Genomic DNA, 18,056 nt, shown 5'->3' with positions numbered 1-18,056 from the left:
CAACTCCAGGACGCCTCAGGCCTCCTGGAGACGCTAAAAGCAATGGCTCTACGCCTTGTCTGGCCCGACCCGGACCAGCTGCTTGCCGAAATTGGCGCCCTTCAGGAGCCCCATGAAGGCGCCGGGAGCGCTCTCCAGGCCGTCGGTGACGAACTCCTTGTACTTCACCTTGCCATCGCGGACCCATCCGGACATGTCGCGCAGGAAGTCGCCATGGCGCGAGGCGAAGTCGGAGACGATGAAGCCGCGGAAGGTCAGCCGCTTGGTCAGCGTCGCGCGCATCATCGATGCGGCCCATTTCGGCGGCTTGGCTTCGGTGTCGTTGTAATGCGCGATCAGGCCGCAGACCGGCACGCGCGCGAACGGATTGAGCAGCGGGAACACCGCCTCGAACACCGCGCCGCCGACATTCTCGAAATAGACGTCGATGCCTTTCGGGCAGGCGTCTTTCAGCTTCGCCGCCAGATCAGGATCGCGGTGATCGATGCAGGCATCGAACCCAAGCTCCTTCACCACGTAGTCGCACTTGTCCTTGCCGCCGGCGATGCCGACCGCACGTGCGCCCTTGATCTTGGCGATCTGGCCGACCGCGGAGCCGACTGCGCCGGAGGCACCGGCGACGACGACGGTCTCGCCGGCTTGCGGCTTGCCGATGTCGAGCAGGCCCGTGTAGGCGGTCATCCCGGGCATGCCGAGCACGCCGATCGAGGTCGAGATCGGACCGAGCTTGGGATCGACCTTGATGAGACCCTTGCCGTTCGAGATCGCGTGCGTCTGCCAGCCAGTCCGTGCGCGCACGATGTCGCCCTTGGCAAAATCAGGATTGTTGGAGGCCGCGACTTCGCTCACCGCCTCGCCTTCCATCACGCCGCCGACCGGCACCGGCGCGGCATAGGACGGACCGTCGCTCATGCGCCCGCGCATATAGGGATCGAGCGAAAGCCAGATCGTGCGCAGCAGAACATCGCCAGCGCCCGGCGTCGGCACCGCGAATTCCTCCAGACGAAAATCGGATGATTTGGGCTCGCCGACGGGACGCGCGGCGAGAACGATGCGTTTGGCGCTATGTTGAACTTGGGACATGGCTTCCTCCTGATTGCTTGTTGCAGTCATTTAGGAGGTACGCGGGAATGAAGCAAATCCCAACACGCTCGGTGTCATCGCCCGCGAAGGCGGGCGATCCAGTCCAGAGAAAATAGTGATTTAGCCGAGAAGCTGCGGCGTACTGGATTCCCCGCCTTCGCGGGGAATGACAGCGAAGAAAACCGGCACGCAGCCGAAGCGACTAACCGCCGCCCGGATAATTTGGACTCTCGCGCGTGATGGTCACGTCGTGGACATGGCTTTCGCGCAGGCCCGCGCCGGTGATGCGGACGAACTGCGCCTTCGCGTGCAGCTCGTTCATGTCCTTGGCGCCGACATAGCCCATGGCAGCGCGGAGGCCACCGGCGAGCTGGTGCATGACGTTGCCGACCGGGCCCTTGTAGGGCACCTGGCCCTCGATGCCTTCAGGCACGAGCTTGAGGGAATCCTTGATGTCCTGCTGGAAGTAGCGGTCGGCAGATCCACGCGCCATCGCACCGACCGAGCCCATGCCGCGATAAGCCTTGTAGGAACGGCCCTGCCACAGGAACACTTCGCCGGGCGTCTCGTCGGTGCCGGCGAGCAGCGAGCCGACCATCGCAATGTCAGCGCCGGCGGCGAGCGCCTTGGCGAGATCGCCGGAAAACTTGATGCCGCCATCGGCAATGACGGGGATGTCGGACTTTTTGGCGGCCTCGACCGCATCCATGATCGCGGTGAGCTGCGGCACGCCGACGCCGGCGACGATGCGCGTGGTGCAGATCGAGCCCGGGCCGATGCCGACCTTGATGCAATCAGCGCCCGCATCGATCAGCGCCTGCGCGCCGTCCGACGTCGCGACGTTGCCGGCGACGACCTGCACGGAGTTGGAGAGACGCTTGATGCGGTTCACCGCATGCAGCACGTGACGGGAATGGCCGTGCGCGGTGTCGACGACGACGAGGTCGACGCCGGCATCGATCAGGCGCTCGGTGCGCTCGAAGCCGGTGTCGCCGACGGTGGTGGCGGCGGCGACGCGGAGGCGCCCCTGCGCATCTTTGCAAGCGAGCGGATGGGCGACGGCCTTCTCGATGTCCTTGACGGTGATCAGGCCGACGCAGCGATATTGATCGTCGACGACCAGCAGCTTCTCGATGCGGTGATGGTGCAGCATCCGCTTGGCTTCGTCCTGGCTGACATTCTCGCGCACCGTGACGAGGTTCTCGCGCGTCATCAGCTCGGAGACTTTTTGCCGGCGGTCGGTGGCAAAACGCACGTCGCGGTTGGTGAGGATGCCGACCAGCTTGCCGGGCGTCGCCTTGCTTGCGCCGGTGACGACGGGAATGCCGGAGATGCCGTGATCGCTCATCAGCTTGAGCGCATCGTCGAGCGTGGCCTCGGGGCTGATGGTGAGCGGGTTAACCACCATGCCCGACTCGTAGCGCTTGACCTGCCGCACCTGAGCGGCCTGGCCTTCGGGATCGAAATTGCGATGGATGACGCCGAGGCCGCCGGCCTGCGCCATGGCGATGGCCATGCGGGCTTCGGTGACGGTGTCCATGGCGGAGGCCATGATCGGGATGTTGAGTGGAATGGCGCGGGTGACGCGGGAGCGGATGTCGACCTCGCCCGGCATGACGTCGGACAGGCCCGGCTTCAACAGCACGTCATCGAACGTAAAAGCTTCGCGGATGCCCTGAAGTTGCACCGTGGCCATATGCCAACTCCTTCCTGCGGCCGTGCCGCAAACGATTATGGATGAGCGCCGCCCTCGGCGTACCTTGCGGCATCGCCTTGAGAATCGGAGCCCATCGGTGGGGTTGACGCGGGTCGATAGCATGTCCGCGTGACGAATCAAAGCAAATCGGACCGCTGGCCAGCCATGCACAGGCTTTTTTGCGCAAATTCGGCGGGGATTGCCCATCCATACGGTCATTCCGGGGCGCGACGAAGTCGCGAGCCCGGAATCCATTCCGCAGCGGTCCCTGCGGCCCAATGGATTCCGGGCTCGCGCCAAGTGGCGCGCCCCGGAATGACAAAGGGGGTGGGTTCAGGATTTAGGTGCTATGCGTTCATCCGCAATAGTCCCGCCGGGATGGCGATGATAAGCCAAAATTCTCGCCCTTCCGCTCCATTTCCGTGACCAACCCGACATGCTCGACAAGCAACGCATCATTCCGCTGATCGTGGCCACGGCTCTCTTCATGGAGAACATGGATTCCACCGTCATCGCCACCTCGCTGCCGGCGATCGCGGCCGACATCGGCACCAGCCCGCTGACGCTGAAGCTCGCGATCACGTCCTACCTCTTGTCACTCGCCGTGTTCATCCCGGCGAGTGGCTGGACCGCCGACCGGTTTGGCGCGCGCATGGTGTTCGCGATCGCGGTCGGCGTGTTCATGATCGGCTCGGTCGGCTGTGCGCTGTCAGGTTCGGTTACCGGCTTCGTGGTCGCACGCATCCTGCAAGGCATGGGCGGGGCGATGATGACGCCGGTCGGGCGCCTCGTGCTGCTGCGTTCGGTCGACAAGAGCGCGCTGGTCAACGCCATGGCCTGGGTGACGGTCCCTGCCCTGATAGGCCCCGTGATCGGCCCGCCGCTCGGCGGCTTCATCACGACCTACGCGTCGTGGCACTGGATCTTCCTGATCAACATCCCGATCGGACTGCTCGGCATCTTCATGGCCTTGAAGTTCATTGAGCCGATCAAGAGCGAGACACAGGAGAAGTTCGATCTCTACGGCATGGTGCTCGCCGGTGTCGGGCTTGCCGGCATCGCGTTCGGTCTTTCGGTCGCCGGCCTCAATCTGTTGCCCTGGAGCACGGTGGCGGCCCTGGTTGCGGGCGGCGCGATCTCGATGACGCTCTACGTCATTCACGCCCGACGGACGGGTTCGCCGGTGCTGGATTTCTCGCTGCTGACCTTGCCGACATTGCGCGCGGCTATTATCGGCGGCTTCATGTTCCGGCTCGGCATCGGCGCCCTGCCCTTTCTGCTGCCGCTGTTGATGCAGATCGGCTTCGGCCTGTCGCCGTTCCATTCCGGCCTTGTCACCTTCTCCTCCTCGCTCGGCGCGATGGGCATGAAGACGCTGGCGGCGCGCCTCATCCGCGCCTTCGGCTTCCGCAATCTGATGACGGTGAATGCGATCGTCAGCGCGTTCTTCCTCGGCGTCTGCGCGCTGTTCACGGTGACGACCCCGCTGCTGATCATCATGGTCATCCTGGTGGTCGGCGGCTTCTTCCGCTCGCTCGAATTCACCGCGATCAATACGGTGGCCTATGCCGAGGTCGACAGCCCGCAGATGAGCCGCGCCACCACGCTGGTCAGCGTCAACCAGCAGCTCGCCGTCTCCGCCGGCGTCGCGGTCGGCGCCGCCTCGGTGGAGACGACGATGTGGCTGAACCATGTCAGCGAGCTCAATGCCACCGTGTTCATGCCGGCCTTTGTCGTGGTGGCGCTGACCTCGGCGGCCTCGAGCTGGTTCTTCTGGCAGATGCCGAGCGATGCAGGCCACGAGATCTCCGGCCGCAAGGCGATTGAGGTCGCAAGCCGCAAGGGCGCGGCGAAGAGCGCCGCGAGCGCTGCGGTGAAGGCGGCCACCGAAGATACGCAGGACATGCGCGATCAGCGGCTGGGGTAGCCCACGATACCAATCGCTCAGATTCGGAGCGCGGAAACCGTCGCTCAATCCGCGCCAGGCTCGGAAAAGGATTACTCGCCTTTGACCGAATGACCTCCGCGGTTCTCGAACCGACTGGACATGCCTTCGTCGCCGCGATCTGCGGGATAGGTTGCTCGCCGCATCTGCCTCGCGAGGCTGCCAAACTGCTTGGCGCCCTCCGACATGCGGCGCATCTGAAGTTGAAGATGTGCCAAACCGTCCTCAAGCAGAGCGAATTGTTCGAGAAAGCGTTCCTCGATACTTTCTTGTTCGGTGAGACACTTTTGGTTCGTGTCGCGAACGTCGGCACAACATCTCATGGAGTCACTCCTGCGTAGGCCATGAATCTGCATGGCCCGAAATGTGACCGGTGCGTAGAGGCCGCTGCCCGTCTGTAGCGAGGCCTCTACCTGTTCGATCCAATGATCACTCGACCGCCGGGACTTTCGTGCGGCCCACGGACCGGACAGTCGTGGCCCCGTCGTTCATCCAGCACTCACGTGATCGTAACGACCACCTCGAGATAGGTGCTGGGAACGACGAGGTCGCCGCGATCGCCCCAATTCGATTTCTCCAGCAGATCGAGAATGTCGGCCTCCAGCGCCGCTGCCTTGTCCGCATCCAGCGCGGCGAATGCGCGGTTGGTGGGACCGTAGAATGAACGAAAAACGTCAAGCCAATGGGCCGGAGACCGGTACCGGAAAGTGAACGTCTGCTCCAAGGCATTGATCTGCTGACGGGGAAACAGCTCGCCAAGCCGCGCGACGGTGCCCCATAGCGTCGGCGACCTAACGCCGGACGGCGGCGGCGCATACTTTCCGACGAGCTTGAGGAGCTGACCGATGAATCCGTCCGGCGTCCAGTTGGCGAGCCCGATCTTTCCACCGCGGCGCACCACACGCACGAGCTCGGCCGCCGCCTTATCCTGATCTGGGGTGAACATGACGCCGAATGTAGACAACGCAGTATCGAAGCTGCCGTCGGGAAACGGCAGGGCCTCGGCATCGGCCTCCTGGAAATCGACGGCAACGCGTTCGGCGGCGGCGCGCTCCCGACCCCGCTCGAGAAGCGCGCCGACATAGTCGGTGGACGTGACTTGCGCGAAGCGGCGCGCAGCGGCGAGCGTCGCGTTTCCGTTACCGGCGGCGACATCGAGCACGCGGCTCCCAGCCCGCAGATCGAGAGCCTCGCACAGCCGCTCGCCCACGATCTGAAGCGTGGTCCCGATCATCGCATAGTCACCTGCCGACCAGACCGTGCGCTGTCGTTGTTTGATGGAAGTATAGTCGAGGGGGAGCGTCGTCACTGACATCAGTCATCTCCTGTTGCCCGGCAACCCGCCGGAAGCGGCATCGCATCTCGCGATTGGACAACAGCGAGCCATAACTGCCCGAAGGCATCCAGTTCCGTAACTGAACCGGAGCGGTACAGATTCTGTACTGGCCAATCTGTCGACTTCCTCCTAGCCTCGCGACCTCGGAGACGACTGGCCGAAAGGAAGCAATCGAATGGCGGATGGCGGCTACAATCAGTTCTGCCCAGTTTCAATGGCAGCCGAAATCATTTGCTCTCGCTGGACGCTGCTTGTCTTGCGAGAGCTGGTAATGGGATCGACCCGGTTCAATGAGCTGCGGCGAGGCGTCCCCAGCATGTCGCCTGCTCTTCTATCCAAGCGACTCAAAGAGCTCGAAGCCGCGGGCATCGTCACCCGCGTCGCCGTAGAGCGGGACTCCGGCGTCCACGAATATCATCTCACCGAAGCGGGGACGGAGCTGCGCCCAATCATCGAAGCCATCGGCGCCTGGGGCCACAGATGGGTGACGACAGAAGCAACCTTGAAGAACCTCGATGCCAATCTTTTGATGTGGGACGTCAGGCGAACTCTCAATACCGATCCGATGCCGCCACGCCGCAACACCATCCAATTCATTTTCAAGGACAGACCCAACTCGGAGCGCAACTATTGGCTGATCGTGGAGCCGAACAAGGACGTTGACCTCTGCCTCGTCGATCCAGGCTTCGATGTCGATCTCTACGTGTCGACGGATCTTCAATCGATGACCGAGATCTGGCTTGGATACGTAACTGCCGACCAGATGTCGGATGATGGTCGGCTTGTCCTGACCGGGAGCAGCAAGCTGGCCACCGACCTCCGCGCTTGGTTGAAGCTCAGCGTGTATGCCAATTTCGAGAAAAAAGTGGCCTAAGGCTCGAGCGTCCAAACCAATCGCAGCGCCGATGATCGGCGCACTCTAACTGGGCCCACGAAACCCCGTCGCGAGCACATAGCGCTCGGAGGAATCCTGCCGGCTTGCGGCCGGCTTGACATGACGCACCGTCGCAAAATCGCGCTTGAGCTGCGCGAGCAGGTCGGCGTCGGCGCCGCTCTGGAAGGTCTTCGCGAGGAACGTGCCGCCGGGCTTGAGCACATCGCATGCGAAGGCAGCCGCCGTCTCGACCAGGCCGACGATGCGGAGCTGGTCGGTCTTGCGGTGGCCGGTGGTGTTGGCGGCCATGTCGGACATCACGACATCGGCGCCGCCACCCAGCATCGCGGTGAGCTTGTCGGGCGCGTCGTTGTCCATGAAGTCGAGCTGCGCGAAATCGACGCCGGGAATCTCCGGCATCTCCAGCAGGTCGATGGCGACGACCTTGCCCTTGCCTTCAACCGAGCCGACGCGCTTGGCCGCGATCTGACTCCAGCCGCCGGGTGCGGCCCCGAGATCGGCCACGGCCATGCCCGGCTTTAAGAAGCGAAACTTGTCGTCGATCTCCAGTAGCTTGAACGCGGCACGCGAGCGATAGCCCGCGGCCTTCGCCTTGGCGACATAGGGATCATTGAGCTGCCGCTCCAGCCACAGCTTCGACGACAGCTTGCGCTTGCCGCCGGTCTTGACCTGGACGTGCAAGCGGCCGGTGGTGTCTTTCGCCATCTCACCAGCTCCTGAGCGCGCCGTCCTCGCGCATCATCTCGACCAGCATGCCCTCGCGCAGGCCACGGTCGGCGACGCGCAGGCGCGGCAGCGGGAACGCGTGCCTGATGGCATCGAGGATGGCACAGCCAGCCAGCACCAGATCAGCACGCTCGACACTGATGCAGCTGTTGCCCGCGCGCTCCTCGTAGCTCATGCCGAGCAGCTTGTTGATGGTCGCGGTGATGTCGGGATCGTTCATCCAGATGCTGTCGATGCGGCGGCGATCGTAACGCACGAGATTGAGATGGATGCCGGCGAGCGTCGTCACGGTGCCCGACGTGCCGAGCAGATGCATGTCGGTGAGATCGCGGCCGTGCTCCGCAGCGAACGGCGCAACGTGATTGGCGACCTCCTGCTCCATTGCGGCATAGATCGCCGGCGTCACGTCGCGACCACCAAATTGCTCGGCCAGCGTCACGACGCCGAGCGGGATCGACATCCACGCCTTGATCCGCGGCTCCGGATCTTGCGGGTCGCGCTCGATCCGCACCAGCTCGGTCGAGCCGCCGCCGATGTCGAACAGGATGGCGCCGCGGCCCCTGGGATCGACCAGCGGCGAGCAGCCGAGCATCGCGAGCGCGGCTTCGGTCTCGCGGTCGATCACCTCCAGCTCGATGCCGGTCTCGGCCGCGACGCGGCTGCGAAAACCTTCCGCATTCGAGGCCGCGCGGCAGGCTTCGGTGGCGATCAGCCGCAGCCGCTTGGCCTTGCGCAGGTTGATCTTGTCCCGGCAAATGCTGAGCGCGGCGATGGCGCGATCGATCGCAGCCTCGCTGATGCATCCCGTCGCCGAGACGCCCTCGCCGAGCCTGATGATGCGCGAGAAGGAATCGACCACGCGAAAACCATCGTGAGTCGGACAGGCGATCAGGAGCCTGCAATTGTTGGTCCCGAGGTCCAGCGCCGCATAGACGCCGGTTCCCGGCGCCTGCGCAGGGACTGCAGGCTCCGTGGCCAACGCCACCGCCGCCATCGACCCCTCCAGCTCACCGTGCGGCGCAAGGCCGTCGCGGAGCCGCGTGTCGTCATTCATACAAACTGTCTTTCCACGACCCTAAGGGGCCGATCCGGAATTGATTTTTCGCCTGAAACATTAGCAGCGCGGCTGGCATGCGCAACATCGCATCACATAGGACCATGCCCATTCGTGCGTTGTCGTGAACGGGACCGTGGGCTATTTTTGGCGGGTCCGGTCCTCCAGGCGCCCCCAAATCGCGCAATTGCCGGCTTTTCAGGTCAATTCCATGCAAGAACACACCAAATCGTCCACGCTCGAAAACGCTATTGCACTGCAAAAATATGGGGTCGGGCAGCCCGTCCGCCGCAAGGAGGACGACACGCTGGTGCGCGGCAAGGGCCGCTACACCGACGATTTCAATCTGCCCGGCCAGGCCCATGCCGTGATTGTCCGTTCCACCCATGCCCATGGCATGATCCGCGGCATCGGCGTTGACGCGGCCAAGGCGATGCCGGGCGTGCTGGGCGTGTGGACCGGGACGGATCTCAATGCCGCCGGCTATGGCCCCTTCACCTGCGGTCTGCCGCTGAAGAGTCGCGACGGCTCGCCCCTGCTCCAGACCAACCGCCATCCGCTGGCAACCGACAAGGTCCGCTTCGTCGGCGATCCCGTCGCCTTCGTCGTCGCGGAGACGCTGGCGCAGGCGCGCGATGCGGCCGAGGCAGTCGAGCTCGACATCGAGCCGTTGCCGGCGGTGACCGATCCCGAGGAAGCTGCCAAGCCGGGCGCGCCGCGGCTTTACGATCACATCCCCAACAATGTCGCGCTCGACTATCACTATGGCGACACGGAGAAGGTGAACGCGGCCTTCGCCAGCGCCGCCCATGTCACCAAGGTCGACATCGAGAACACCCGTGTCGCCGTGGTGTCGATGGAACCGCGCGTCGGCCTTGCCTCCTACGATAAGAAGACCGAGCGCTACACCATCCAGATGCCGACCCAGGGCGTCGCGGGCAACCGCGCCAACCTTGCCAAGAACCTGAAGGTGCCGAACGACAAGGTGCGAATCCTCACCGCCAATGTCGGCGGCTCCTTCGGCATGAAGAACGTCAACTATCCCGAGTACATGTGCATCCTGTACGCCGCGAAGGCACTGGGACGCCCGGTGAAGTGGCTCGACGAGCGCTCGACCAGCTTCCTGTCCGACAGCCACGGCCGCGCGCAGAAGATCCACGCCGAGCTGGCGCTCGACGCCGAGGGGCACTTCCTCGCAGCAAGACTGTCCGGCTACGGCAATCTCGGCGCCTATATCACCGGCGTTGCGCCCAGCCCGCTTTCGCTCAACACCGGCAAGAACTTCTCCAGCGTCTACCGGACGCCGCTAATGGCGATCGACATCAAGACGGTCTTGACCAACACCACTTTGATGGGTGCTTATCGCGGCGCCGGCCGGCCCGAGGCCAACTACTACATGGAGCGGCTGATCGACCGTGCCGCCGACGAGATGGGCATCAACCGGCTGACGATGCGCAAGCGCAACTTCATCAAGTCGAACCAGATGCCCTTCCCGGCCTCGTCAGGCGTCACCTATGACAGCGGCGACTTCCAGGCCGTGTTCAACAAAGCGCTGGAAATCTCCGACCACGAGAATTTTGCCAAGCGCAAGAAGGAGAGCAAGAAGGCCGGCAAGCTGCGCGGCATTGCCGTCGGCTCCTATCTCGAGGTCACCGCGCCGCCGGGCCCCGAACTCGGCAAGATCGTGTTCGATCCCGATGGCACCGTGCAGCTCATCACCGGCACGCTCGACTACGGCCAGGGCCACGCCACGCCGTTCGCTCAGGTGCTGTGTGCGCAGCTTGGCGTTCCCTTCGAGAGCGTGAAGCTCGTGCAGGGCGACAGCGACATCGTTCACACCGGCAACGGCACCGGCGGTTCGCGCTCGATCACCGCGAGCGGCCAGGCCATCGTGGGCGCCGCAAAGCTCGTCATCGAGAAGGGCAAGCGCGCCGCCGCGCATATGCTGGAGGCCTCGGAGGCCGACATTGAATTCGCCGATGGCGCTTTCACCATCGCCGGCACTGACCGCAGCATCGACATCATGGAGCTCGCCAAGAAGCTGCATGACGGCAAAATGCCGGATGGTGTGCCTGACTCGCTCGATGTTGATCACACCAGCGATCCCATCGCCTCGGCGTTCCCGAACGGCTGCCACGTCGCCGAGGTCGAGGTCGATCCTGAGACGGGCGTGGTGCAGATCGTGCGCTACAGCGCGGTGAACGATTTCGGCACCGTGATCAACCCGATGCTGGTCGCGGGCCAGCTCCATGGCGGCGTGGTCCAGGGCATCGGCCAGGCGCTGATGGAGCATGTCCGCTACGACGAGAGCGGCCAGCCGATCACGGGCTCGCTGATGGACTACGCGCTGCCGCGCGCCGAGGATGTGCCGAACATGACGGTCGGCGATCACCCGGTGCCGGCCACCACCAATCCGCTCGGCAGCAAGGGTTGCGGCGAAGCCGGCTGCGCCGGCAGCCTGTCGACGGTGGTGAACGCGGTGCTCGACGCGCTCTCGGACCACGGCATCAAGCACATCGACATGCCGCTGACCCCGGAACGGGTGTGGCGCGCGATCCAGGACGCGAAGGGGAAGGCGGCGTAGGCGACATTCGTCGTTCCGGGGCGATGCAAAGCATCGAACCCGGAACCTCGAGATTCCGGGTTTGGTCCTGACGGACCGCCCCGGAATGACGGTGCTGGATGCTACGCCGCCGCCTGCTCGCGCGGCTGGTAGATCGCGGTGTGCTGGCAGTACGCGATCGGGGTCGCACCATTCGCGACGACGAGCGCGTCGAGCTCGACGAAGCGGTGGCCCTTCTTCTCGTAATTCGCGGTGACCTTTGCCCGCGCCACTATCTCGTCGCCGGCGCGCGCGGCTGACAAGAGCTGCATGCGGCTGCCGACGTGAATCCAGGGGCCCAGAATGGTGTTGTCGACCAGCACGCGGTTCATGACGCGCTGGATCAGGCCGGGATGACCGAGGCCCTCGCGCGCAAAGATCGGATCGGTCTCCCTGATGTCGGCGAGATAGTCGCTCGCGTCCTGCCCGGCCCAGCGACGTGGCGCCGTGCCGAGCCACTTGCCCACCTCGAAGATGTCGGGGCTGACCGGCTTGCGCTCAGCGACCGCGGGGACTTCGACATAGTCGCCCAATGACACCACTGGCGCCGCCGCCGGCAGCGAGGCAGTGCCAGTGGCGCACAGCTCGGTGCGACTGAACACCTCGATCGTGAGCAGGCCGTTGTGCTCGGTCGCATCGACGTCGGCGGTCTCGCCGTCATAGACAGGCTTGATGAAGCGGGCCTCGACCAGCCCGCGGGAGAGGAAATCGCGGCCCCAGCGCGCCACCGGCACGTGCATCATGTAGGCGAAGACGTCGACGCCGGGGACCAGCCCACCGGAAAAGCCGAAGCGGCGCGCCACCGTGTCGTCATGCATCTTGTTTTCGGACTGTTTGGCGGTGTTGTAGGCCTCGACGCGCCAGGTTTCGAGCCGGTTCGGCATGGCTTGGCTTCCCCAAAATTCTTGTTGTTTCGGGGCTGATCGTAGGCCCCGGGGAACACCGGTCAATCCCCTCGCCTTTGCGGCCCGAATGCGGTACCACGCGGCGAATGACCAACACCCCCACCCGCATCTATGTCGACGCCGACGCATGCCCTGTGAAGGACGAGATTTATCGCGTCGCGCTCCGCCACGGCGTGCCGGTGAGCGTGGTCGCCGGCAATTTTATCCGCGTGCCGCACGAGCCCCTGATCGAGCGCATCGCGGCCGGCTCGGGCATGGATGCGGCCGACGACTGGATCGCGGAACGGGCGAGGCCCGGCGATGTCGTCATCACCTCGGACATTCCGCTGGCGAGCCGCTGCGTGAAGGCCGGCGCCGACGTGATCGCGCCGAACGGCAAGCCGTTCACGGAGGAATCGATCGGCATGACGCTGGCGGTGCGCAATCTGATGACGGATCTGCGCTCGGCCGGCGAAGTCACCGGCGGCCCGCGCTCGTTCGCACCGCGCGACCGCTCCGCCTTTCTCTCGGCGCTCGACCAGACGCTGCGACGGATCCAGCGCCGCCGCGCCGACCAGGCTGCTACGAGTCAGGGCTAGTCATGGCGCCCCCGCTGATTCAACTGAAAGACATCAAGCTGACCTTCGGCGGCACCCCGCTGCTGTCCGGCGTCGAGCTCAACGTCGCGCCATCCGAGCGCGTCTGTCTGATCGGCCGCAACGGCTCCGGAAAGTCGACGCTGTTGAAGATCGCGGCCGGCCTCGTCGAGCCCGACAGCGGCACGCGCTTCGTGCAGCCCGGTGCCACCGTCCGCTATTTGCCGCAGGAGCCTGACTTCGGCGAGCACAAGACTCTGCTCGCCTATGTCGAGGCCGGGCTTGCACCGGGCGACGATCCGTACCAGGCCCGCTACCTTGTCGAACAGCTTGGGCTCACCGGCAACGAGAACCCGGCCAACGTCTCCGGCGGCGAAGCGCGCCGTGCGGCGCTGGCGCGCGTGCTGGCTCCCTCGCCCGATATCCTGCTGCTGGACGAGCCGACCAACCATCTCGATCTCTCCACCATCGAATGGCTGGAAAAGGAGCTCGACTCCCGGCGCAGCGCGCTTGTCATCATCAGCCACGACCGGCGTTTCCTCGCCAACCTCTCGCGCTCCACCGCCTGGCTCGACCGCGGCAAGATCAAGCAGATCGATCGCGGTTTTGCCTCGTTCGAGACCTGGCGCGACGAGGTGCTGGCGGAAGAAGAGCGCGACCAACACAAGCTCGACCGCAAGATCGTGGACGAGGAGCACTGGCTACGCCACGGCGTCTCCGGCCGGCGCAAGCGCAACGTCAAGCGGCTCGCCAATCTGCATGCGCTGCGCGACCAGCGCCGCAACTATCGCGGCACCGCCGGCACAGCCAGTCTCGCCGCGACCGAGGCCGAACAATCCGGCAAGCTGGTGATCGAGGCCAAGGGCATCACCAAGGCCTTTGGCGATCGCGTGATCGTCGACAATTTCTCCACCCGCATCCAGCGCGGCGACCGGCTCGGCATCATTGGGCCGAACGGCGCCGGCAAGACCACGCTGGTCAATCTGCTCACCGGCGGCATGCAGCCGGATTCCGGGACGGTGCGGCTCGGCGCCAATCTGGAGATGGCAACGCTCGACCAGCACCGCGAAAGCCTCGACCCCAAATCGACGCTTGCCGAAGCGCTGACCGGCGGCCGCGGCGATCACGTCATGGTCGGCGGCAAGCCCAAGCATGTCGTCGGCTACATGAAGGACTTCCTGTTCGCACAGGAGCAACGCGGCACGCCGCTGGAGGTGCTCTCCGGCGGTGAGCGCGGACGGCTGATGCTCGCGCGTGCGCTCGCCAAGCCATCAAACCTCCTGGTGCTGGACGAGCCGACCAACGATCTCGATCTCGAGACGCTCGACGTGCTGGAGGAAATGCTCGGCGACTACGAGGGCACGGTCATCCTCATCAGCCATGACCGTGACTTCCTCGACCGCGTCGTCACCTCCGTGATCGCGCCTGAGGGCAACGGCAAGTGGATCGAATATGCCGGCGGCTACAGCGACATGCTGGCGCAGCGCGGCGCGGATCTCAAGCGTGAGACCACGAAGACCCCGGCGCCAGCAGAAAAGAAAGAGGAACGCGCCGCTGTCCCCGCCTCAGCGAAGAGGAAGCTGAGCTTCAACGAGAAGCACGCGCTGGAGACGCTGCCGAAGAAGATGGAAACGTTGCACGCCGATATCGCCAGTCTGCAACGCGTCCTCGACGATCCCAATCTCTATGCCAGGGATCGCAAGAAATTCGACGACACGTCGGCCGCCATCGCCAAGGCGCATGAAGAACTGTCCGCTGCCGAAGAGCGCTGGCTTGAACTTGAAATGCTCCGCGAAGAAATTGAACAGGCTTAACCCATGACCACACCCCTCGCCGCCAAGATCGCCCGCGAATACGGCACGCCTTGTGCTGTCATCGACATGGACAAGGTCGAGCGCAACATCGCGCGGATCCAGAAGGCCTGCGATGACGCCGGCGTTGCCAATCGCCCGCACATCAAGACGCACAAGAACCCGACCATTGCCAAGATGCAGGTCGCGGCCGGCGCCAAGGGCATCACCTGCCAGAAGATCGGCGAGGCCGAGATCATGGCCAATGCCGGCATCGACAACATCCTGATCAGCTACAATCTCCTGGGCGAAGAGAAGATGGCGCGGCTCGGCGCGCTCAATGCCAAGACCAGGATGACGGTCGCCGCCGATAATTCGACGGTCGTCGCGGGCTTGCCGAAGGCCGCCGAGGCCTCGGGCCGCCCGCTCTCGGTCGTGGTCGAATGCGACACCGGTCGCAAGCGTGCGGGCGTCGAGACGCCGGCGGAAGCGATTGCGCTGGCGCGCGAGATCGCGGCGTCCAAGGGGCTCGCGTTCGCCGGCTTCATGCTGTATCCGACCGAGACCGGCTGGGCGGATGCGCAGAAATTCTACGACGAGGCGCTCGCCGGCGTGCACGCGCACGGGCTGGACGCAAAAATCGTCTCGACCGGCGGCACGCCAAACCTCGTCAACATCGGCAAGCTCAAAGGCGGCACCGAGCATCGCTTCGGCACCTATATCTACAACGACCGCATGCAGGTCGCGGCCGGCTCCGCCACCTGGGACGATTGCGCGCTGCATATCTATTCGACGGTGGTGAGCCGCGCCGCCCCCGAGCGCGGCATTCTCGATGCCGGCTCGAAGACCTTGACGACGGACACCGGCGGCCTCGATGGCCACGGCCTGATCCTGGAGCACCCCGAAGCCAAGATCGCGAAGTTCGCCGAGGAGCACGGCTTCCTCGATCTCTCCCGCAGCAACACGCGGCCCAATGTCGGCGACGTCGTCCGCATCGTCCCGAACCACGTTTGTGTCGTCGTCAACATGATGGACGAGGTGTTGATGGTCCGCGGCGACGAGATCATCGGTACGCTGCCGGTGGCGGCGCGAGGGAAACTGCGGTAGATCGCCGCTGCCGTGGGGTGGGCCCAAGCGAAGCGGGCCCACGACTTTGTGTCCCAACTACGAAAGATGGTGGGCATGGCGCTGTGCGCTTTTGCCCACCTTACGATTTCTGCAATTGGGCGAGCCACTCCAGCACGCCCCTGCCCGCTGCTGCCCCCGTCGCGAACGAGGCCTGCAGCAGATAGCCGCCGGTCGGGGCTTCCCAGTCCAGCATCTCGCCGGCGGCAAACACGCCGGGCAGCTTGCGCAACATGAAGTGGTCGTCGAGTTCGTCGAAGGCAATCCCGCCTGCGGTGGAAATGGCGCGATCGATCGAGGCAACGCCGGTCAGCTGGATCGGAATGGCATTGATCAGATGCGCAAGCTCTGCCGGCGAGAACGCAGCCAGTGACCGGCCGGAGGCGATGGCCGCCTCCTGCATCAGGCCGATGCCGACCGGCGACACCTGTGCCGCCTTGCGCAGGAAATTCGCCAGTGATTGCTTGCCACGCGTGCCCGACAGGCGCGTGGTCAGTGCGGCCGTGTCGAGATCGGGCCGTAATGCGATTGTCAACGTCGCCTGCCCGATCCCCAGCACCGCATCGCGCAGCTCTGCCGACAGCGCGTAGATCGCGCCACCCTCGATGCCGGCACGCGTAATCATCGCCTCGCCACGCACCGTGCGCGCGCCGATCGTCAGTGCCACGCCCTTGAGCGGCTGGCCTTCAAACCGATCGCGAAACACATCGGACCAGGCGACAGTGAAGCCGGAATTCGCCGGCCGCAGTTTTGAGACGGTGATGCCCTTTGCTGCGAGCAAATCGCCCCATGCGCCATCCGCGCCGAGCCGCGGCCAGCTCGCACCGCCAAGCGCGAGCACTGTTGCACTGCCGGCGACGGCGCGCGTGCCATCGGGCGTCTGGAATTCAAGCCGACCCTGCTCGTCCCATCCGGCCCAGCGGTGGCGGAAGGCGAATTGCACACCCGCCGCATCGAGCCGGCGCAGCCAGGCACGCAGCAGGGGCGAGGCCTTGAACGTCTTTGGAAACACACGCCCGCTGCTGCCGATGAAGGTCTGTTGCCCGAGGCCTGCGCTCCAGTCACGCAGCGCGTCGGGAGGAAACGCCTCGATCGCGTCGCGCAAGTGAGGCATCGCCTCCCGGTAGCGAGGGAGGAAATCCGCCAACGGCTCACTGTGGGTGAGGTTGAGTCCACCCCGGCCGGCCATCAAAAACTTGCGGCCTGCCGACGGCATGGCATCGTAGACGGTGACGCTGGCGCCGCCTTGCGCCAGCACTTCCGCCGCCATCAGCCCGGCGGGACCGGCACCGATGACGGCGACGTCGCTCAGAGCTTGATCCCCGCCCGCGCCGCGGCCTGCGCGACATACTTTTGCGTCTGCTCGAACGCACCGGCGAGCGCCTTGGCCTTCGACATGTCGCTGATCTCGGCGAAATGCGCGGCGATCGCGTCCGGGGTCCAGTCGGATTCCGGCAGGTTGATGCCTTCGCTCTCGATGATCTTGATCACGGCGAAGGAGCCCGCACCGGCACCCATGATGGTGCGGGTCGGCGCGTCCTCGCTCAGCATGTACTCGACGGCCGGCGTGATCGCATTCGGCTTCATCAATTGAAGCGCCTGAGGCGGCAGCAGCTCTTCGGTCATACGGGTCGCCGCCGTCGGCGAGATGATGTTGACGCGGATGTTGTTCTTGCGGCCCTCTTCCGCGAGCACATTCATCAAACCGACCATGCCTGACTTGGCCGCGCCGTAATTGGCCTGGCCGAAATTGCCATAGAGGCCCGAGGACGATGTCGTCAGCACGATGCGACCATAGTTGCGGTCGCGCATGCCGGCCCACACCGCCTTGCAGCAGTAAAAAGTGCCGACGAGATGCACGTCCAGCACTTTCTGAAAATCGGTTGCTTCCATCTTGCCGAACGACTTGTCACGCAGGATGCCGGCATTGGCACACATGATGTCGACGCTGCCCCACTCCCTGGTGGCGCGCTCGACCATGGCGGTGACCTGCTCGAAATTCGAGACGTCCGCGCCGTCGGCCATTGCGGTGCCGCCGGCTTTCCGGATCTCCTCGACCACGGCTTCGGCCGGCGAGAGCGAAGCCCCGGTGCCATCGCGGGCGCCACCGAAATCGTTGACGACGACCTTCGCACCGCGGCTCGCAAGGCCCAGCGCATGCGCCTTGCCGAGACCATTGCCCGCGCCGGTGACGATGGCGACGCGTCCGTCGAACCTGATTGCCATGAGTGTGCTTCCTGGATGTTAGGTGTCACGGCCGGGCTTGCGCCGGCCACCCATCAAAATTGAGAGGCTTTTGAGCAGCGATGCATGGCTGGGTCAAG

Annotated in this window: 15 protein-coding genes; 6 read left to right on the top strand and 9 right to left on the bottom strand. The window is 64.7% G+C overall.

Annotated elements, in window-relative coordinates:
* Nucleotides 1–48 precede the first annotated feature (48 nt).
* Nucleotides 49–1,083, bottom strand: coding sequence for an NADP-dependent oxidoreductase (locus XI06_RS11205; RefSeq protein ID WP_237869472.1), 1,035 nt, complete (start codon nt 1,081–1,083; stop codon nt 49–51).
* Between the two features lie 202 nt (nt 1,084–1,285).
* Nucleotides 1,286–2,779, bottom strand: coding sequence for an IMP dehydrogenase (gene guaB / locus XI06_RS11200; protein WP_237858494.1), 1,494 nt, complete (start codon nt 2,777–2,779; stop codon nt 1,286–1,288).
* A 436-nt stretch (nt 2,780–3,215) separates the two neighbouring features.
* On the opposite strand from guaB, the gene XI06_RS11195 reads away from it, so the two are divergent.
* Nucleotides 3,216–4,706, top strand: a complete 1,491-nt coding sequence (locus tag XI06_RS11195) for an MFS transporter (RefSeq protein ID WP_237858495.1) — start codon at nt 3,216–3,218, stop codon at nt 4,704–4,706.
* A gap of 71 nt (nt 4,707–4,777) precedes the next feature.
* Here the strand turns inward: XI06_RS11195 and XI06_RS11190 are convergent, their stop codons facing one another.
* Complete coding sequence (locus tag XI06_RS11190) at nt 4,778–5,047, bottom strand: hypothetical protein (RefSeq protein ID WP_237869473.1); 270 nt, start codon at nt 5,045–5,047, stop codon at nt 4,778–4,780.
* Between the two features lie 176 nt (nt 5,048–5,223).
* Nucleotides 5,224–6,039, bottom strand: coding sequence for a class I SAM-dependent methyltransferase (locus tag XI06_RS11185; protein ID WP_237858496.1), 816 nt, complete (start codon nt 6,037–6,039; stop codon nt 5,224–5,226).
* Between the two features lie 196 nt (nt 6,040–6,235).
* Here XI06_RS11185 and XI06_RS11180 point away from each other — a divergent pair, with 196 nt between their 5' ends.
* Nucleotides 6,236–6,934: a winged helix-turn-helix transcriptional regulator gene (locus tag XI06_RS11180; RefSeq protein ID WP_271605315.1), complete on the top strand. Its 699-nt coding sequence runs from the start codon at nt 6,236–6,238 to the stop codon at nt 6,932–6,934.
* A 45-nt stretch (nt 6,935–6,979) separates the two neighbouring features.
* On the opposite strand, the gene XI06_RS11175 is transcribed toward XI06_RS11180, so the two are convergent.
* Together XI06_RS11175 and XI06_RS11170 are read right to left on the bottom strand one after the other, a co-directional pair.
* Nucleotides 6,980–7,660, bottom strand: a complete 681-nt coding sequence (locus XI06_RS11175; protein WP_271605314.1) for an RlmE family RNA methyltransferase — start codon at nt 7,658–7,660, stop codon at nt 6,980–6,982.
* Between the two features lies 1 nt (nt 7,661).
* Nucleotides 7,662–8,735: a Ppx/GppA phosphatase family protein gene (locus XI06_RS11170; RefSeq protein ID WP_237869475.1), complete on the bottom strand. Its 1,074-nt coding sequence runs from the start codon at nt 8,733–8,735 to the stop codon at nt 7,662–7,664.
* A gap of 211 nt (nt 8,736–8,946) precedes the next feature.
* Between XI06_RS11170 and XI06_RS11165 the strand changes: the two genes are divergently transcribed.
* Nucleotides 8,947–11,319 carry a xanthine dehydrogenase family protein molybdopterin-binding subunit gene (locus XI06_RS11165; protein ID WP_271605313.1) on the top strand — a complete coding sequence of 791 codons (2,373 nt, stop codon included), beginning with the start codon at nt 8,947–8,949 and terminating at the stop codon, nt 11,317–11,319.
* Between the two features lie 101 nt (nt 11,320–11,420).
* Here XI06_RS11165 and XI06_RS11160 read toward each other — a convergent pair whose 3' ends face one another.
* Nucleotides 11,421–12,221: a hypothetical protein gene (locus XI06_RS11160; protein ID WP_237858505.1), complete on the bottom strand. Its 801-nt coding sequence runs from the start codon at nt 12,219–12,221 to the stop codon at nt 11,421–11,423.
* Between the two features lie 107 nt (nt 12,222–12,328).
* Between XI06_RS11160 and XI06_RS11155 the strand changes: the two genes are divergently transcribed.
* From XI06_RS11155 to XI06_RS11145, 3 genes are read left to right on the top strand one after another with little or no spacing between them, the layout of a single operon-like run.
* Nucleotides 12,329–12,820, top strand: a complete 492-nt coding sequence (locus XI06_RS11155; RefSeq protein WP_237858507.1) for a YaiI/YqxD family protein — start codon at nt 12,329–12,331, stop codon at nt 12,818–12,820.
* A 2-nt stretch (nt 12,821–12,822) separates the two neighbouring features.
* Nucleotides 12,823–14,631: an ABC-F family ATP-binding cassette domain-containing protein gene (locus XI06_RS11150; RefSeq protein WP_271605312.1), complete on the top strand. Its 1,809-nt coding sequence runs from the start codon at nt 12,823–12,825 to the stop codon at nt 14,629–14,631.
* A 3-nt stretch (nt 14,632–14,634) separates the two neighbouring features.
* Nucleotides 14,635–15,714, top strand: a complete 1,080-nt coding sequence (locus tag XI06_RS11145; protein WP_271605311.1) for a D-TA family PLP-dependent enzyme — start codon at nt 14,635–14,637, stop codon at nt 15,712–15,714.
* 100 nt (nt 15,715–15,814) lie between these two features.
* On the opposite strand, the gene XI06_RS11140 is transcribed toward XI06_RS11145, so the two are convergent.
* Both XI06_RS11140 and XI06_RS11135 read right to left on the bottom strand, forming a co-directional pair.
* Complete coding sequence (locus XI06_RS11140) at nt 15,815–17,044, bottom strand: NAD(P)/FAD-dependent oxidoreductase (protein WP_271605459.1); 1,230 nt, start codon at nt 17,042–17,044, stop codon at nt 15,815–15,817.
* A complete protein-coding gene (locus XI06_RS11135) occupies nt 17,041–17,958 on the bottom strand; it encodes an SDR family NAD(P)-dependent oxidoreductase (RefSeq protein WP_237890151.1) in 918 nt (305 codons plus the stop codon). Before XI06_RS11135 ends, XI06_RS11140 begins: the two co-directional genes overlap by 4 nt.
* Nucleotides 17,959–18,056: the final 98 nt, after the last annotated feature.

This window comes from Bradyrhizobium sp. CCBAU 11434 (genome assembly GCF_028128895.1).
Taxonomy (GTDB): Bacteria; Pseudomonadota; Alphaproteobacteria; order Rhizobiales; family Xanthobacteraceae; genus Bradyrhizobium; species Bradyrhizobium zhengyangense.
The sequence above is the reverse complement of the archived record's forward strand: the minus strand, read 5'-3'. Positions and strand labels throughout refer to the sequence as shown.

Excerpts from the sequence above, each read along its gene's own strand:
- XI06_RS11150 (WP_271605312.1), top strand. The coding sequence starts at position 12,823 with ATGGCGCCCCCGCTGATTCAACTGAAAGACATCAAGCTGACCTTCGGC.
- guaB (WP_237858494.1), bottom strand. The coding sequence starts at position 2,779 with ATGGCCACGGTGCAACTTCAGGGCATCCGCGAAGCTTTTACGTTCGAT.
- XI06_RS11135 (WP_237890151.1), bottom strand. The coding sequence starts at position 17,958 with ATGGCAATCAGGTTCGACGGACGCGTCGCCATCGTCACCGGCGCGGGC.
- XI06_RS11165 (WP_271605313.1), top strand. The coding sequence starts at position 8,947 with ATGCAAGAACACACCAAATCGTCCACGCTCGAAAACGCTATTGCACTG.
- XI06_RS11160 (WP_237858505.1), bottom strand. The coding sequence starts at position 12,221 with ATGCCGAACCGGCTCGAAACCTGGCGCGTCGAGGCCTACAACACCGCC.
- XI06_RS11175 (WP_271605314.1), bottom strand. The coding sequence starts at position 7,660 with ATGGCGAAAGACACCACCGGCCGCTTGCACGTCCAGGTCAAGACCGGC.
- XI06_RS11205 (WP_237869472.1), bottom strand. The coding sequence starts at position 1,083 with ATGTCCCAAGTTCAACATAGCGCCAAACGCATCGTTCTCGCCGCGCGT.
- XI06_RS11185 (WP_237858496.1), bottom strand. The coding sequence starts at position 6,039 with ATGTCAGTGACGACGCTCCCCCTCGACTATACTTCCATCAAACAACGA.
- XI06_RS11180 (WP_271605315.1), top strand. The coding sequence starts at position 6,236 with ATGGCGGATGGCGGCTACAATCAGTTCTGCCCAGTTTCAATGGCAGCC.
- XI06_RS11190 (WP_237869473.1), bottom strand. The coding sequence starts at position 5,047 with ATGAGATGTTGTGCCGACGTTCGCGACACGAACCAAAAGTGTCTCACC.
- XI06_RS11195 (WP_237858495.1), top strand. The coding sequence starts at position 3,216 with ATGCTCGACAAGCAACGCATCATTCCGCTGATCGTGGCCACGGCTCTC.
- XI06_RS11170 (WP_237869475.1), bottom strand. The coding sequence starts at position 8,735 with ATGAATGACGACACGCGGCTCCGCGACGGCCTTGCGCCGCACGGTGAG.
- XI06_RS11155 (WP_237858507.1), top strand. The coding sequence starts at position 12,329 with ATGACCAACACCCCCACCCGCATCTATGTCGACGCCGACGCATGCCCT.
- XI06_RS11145 (WP_271605311.1), top strand. The coding sequence starts at position 14,635 with ATGACCACACCCCTCGCCGCCAAGATCGCCCGCGAATACGGCACGCCT.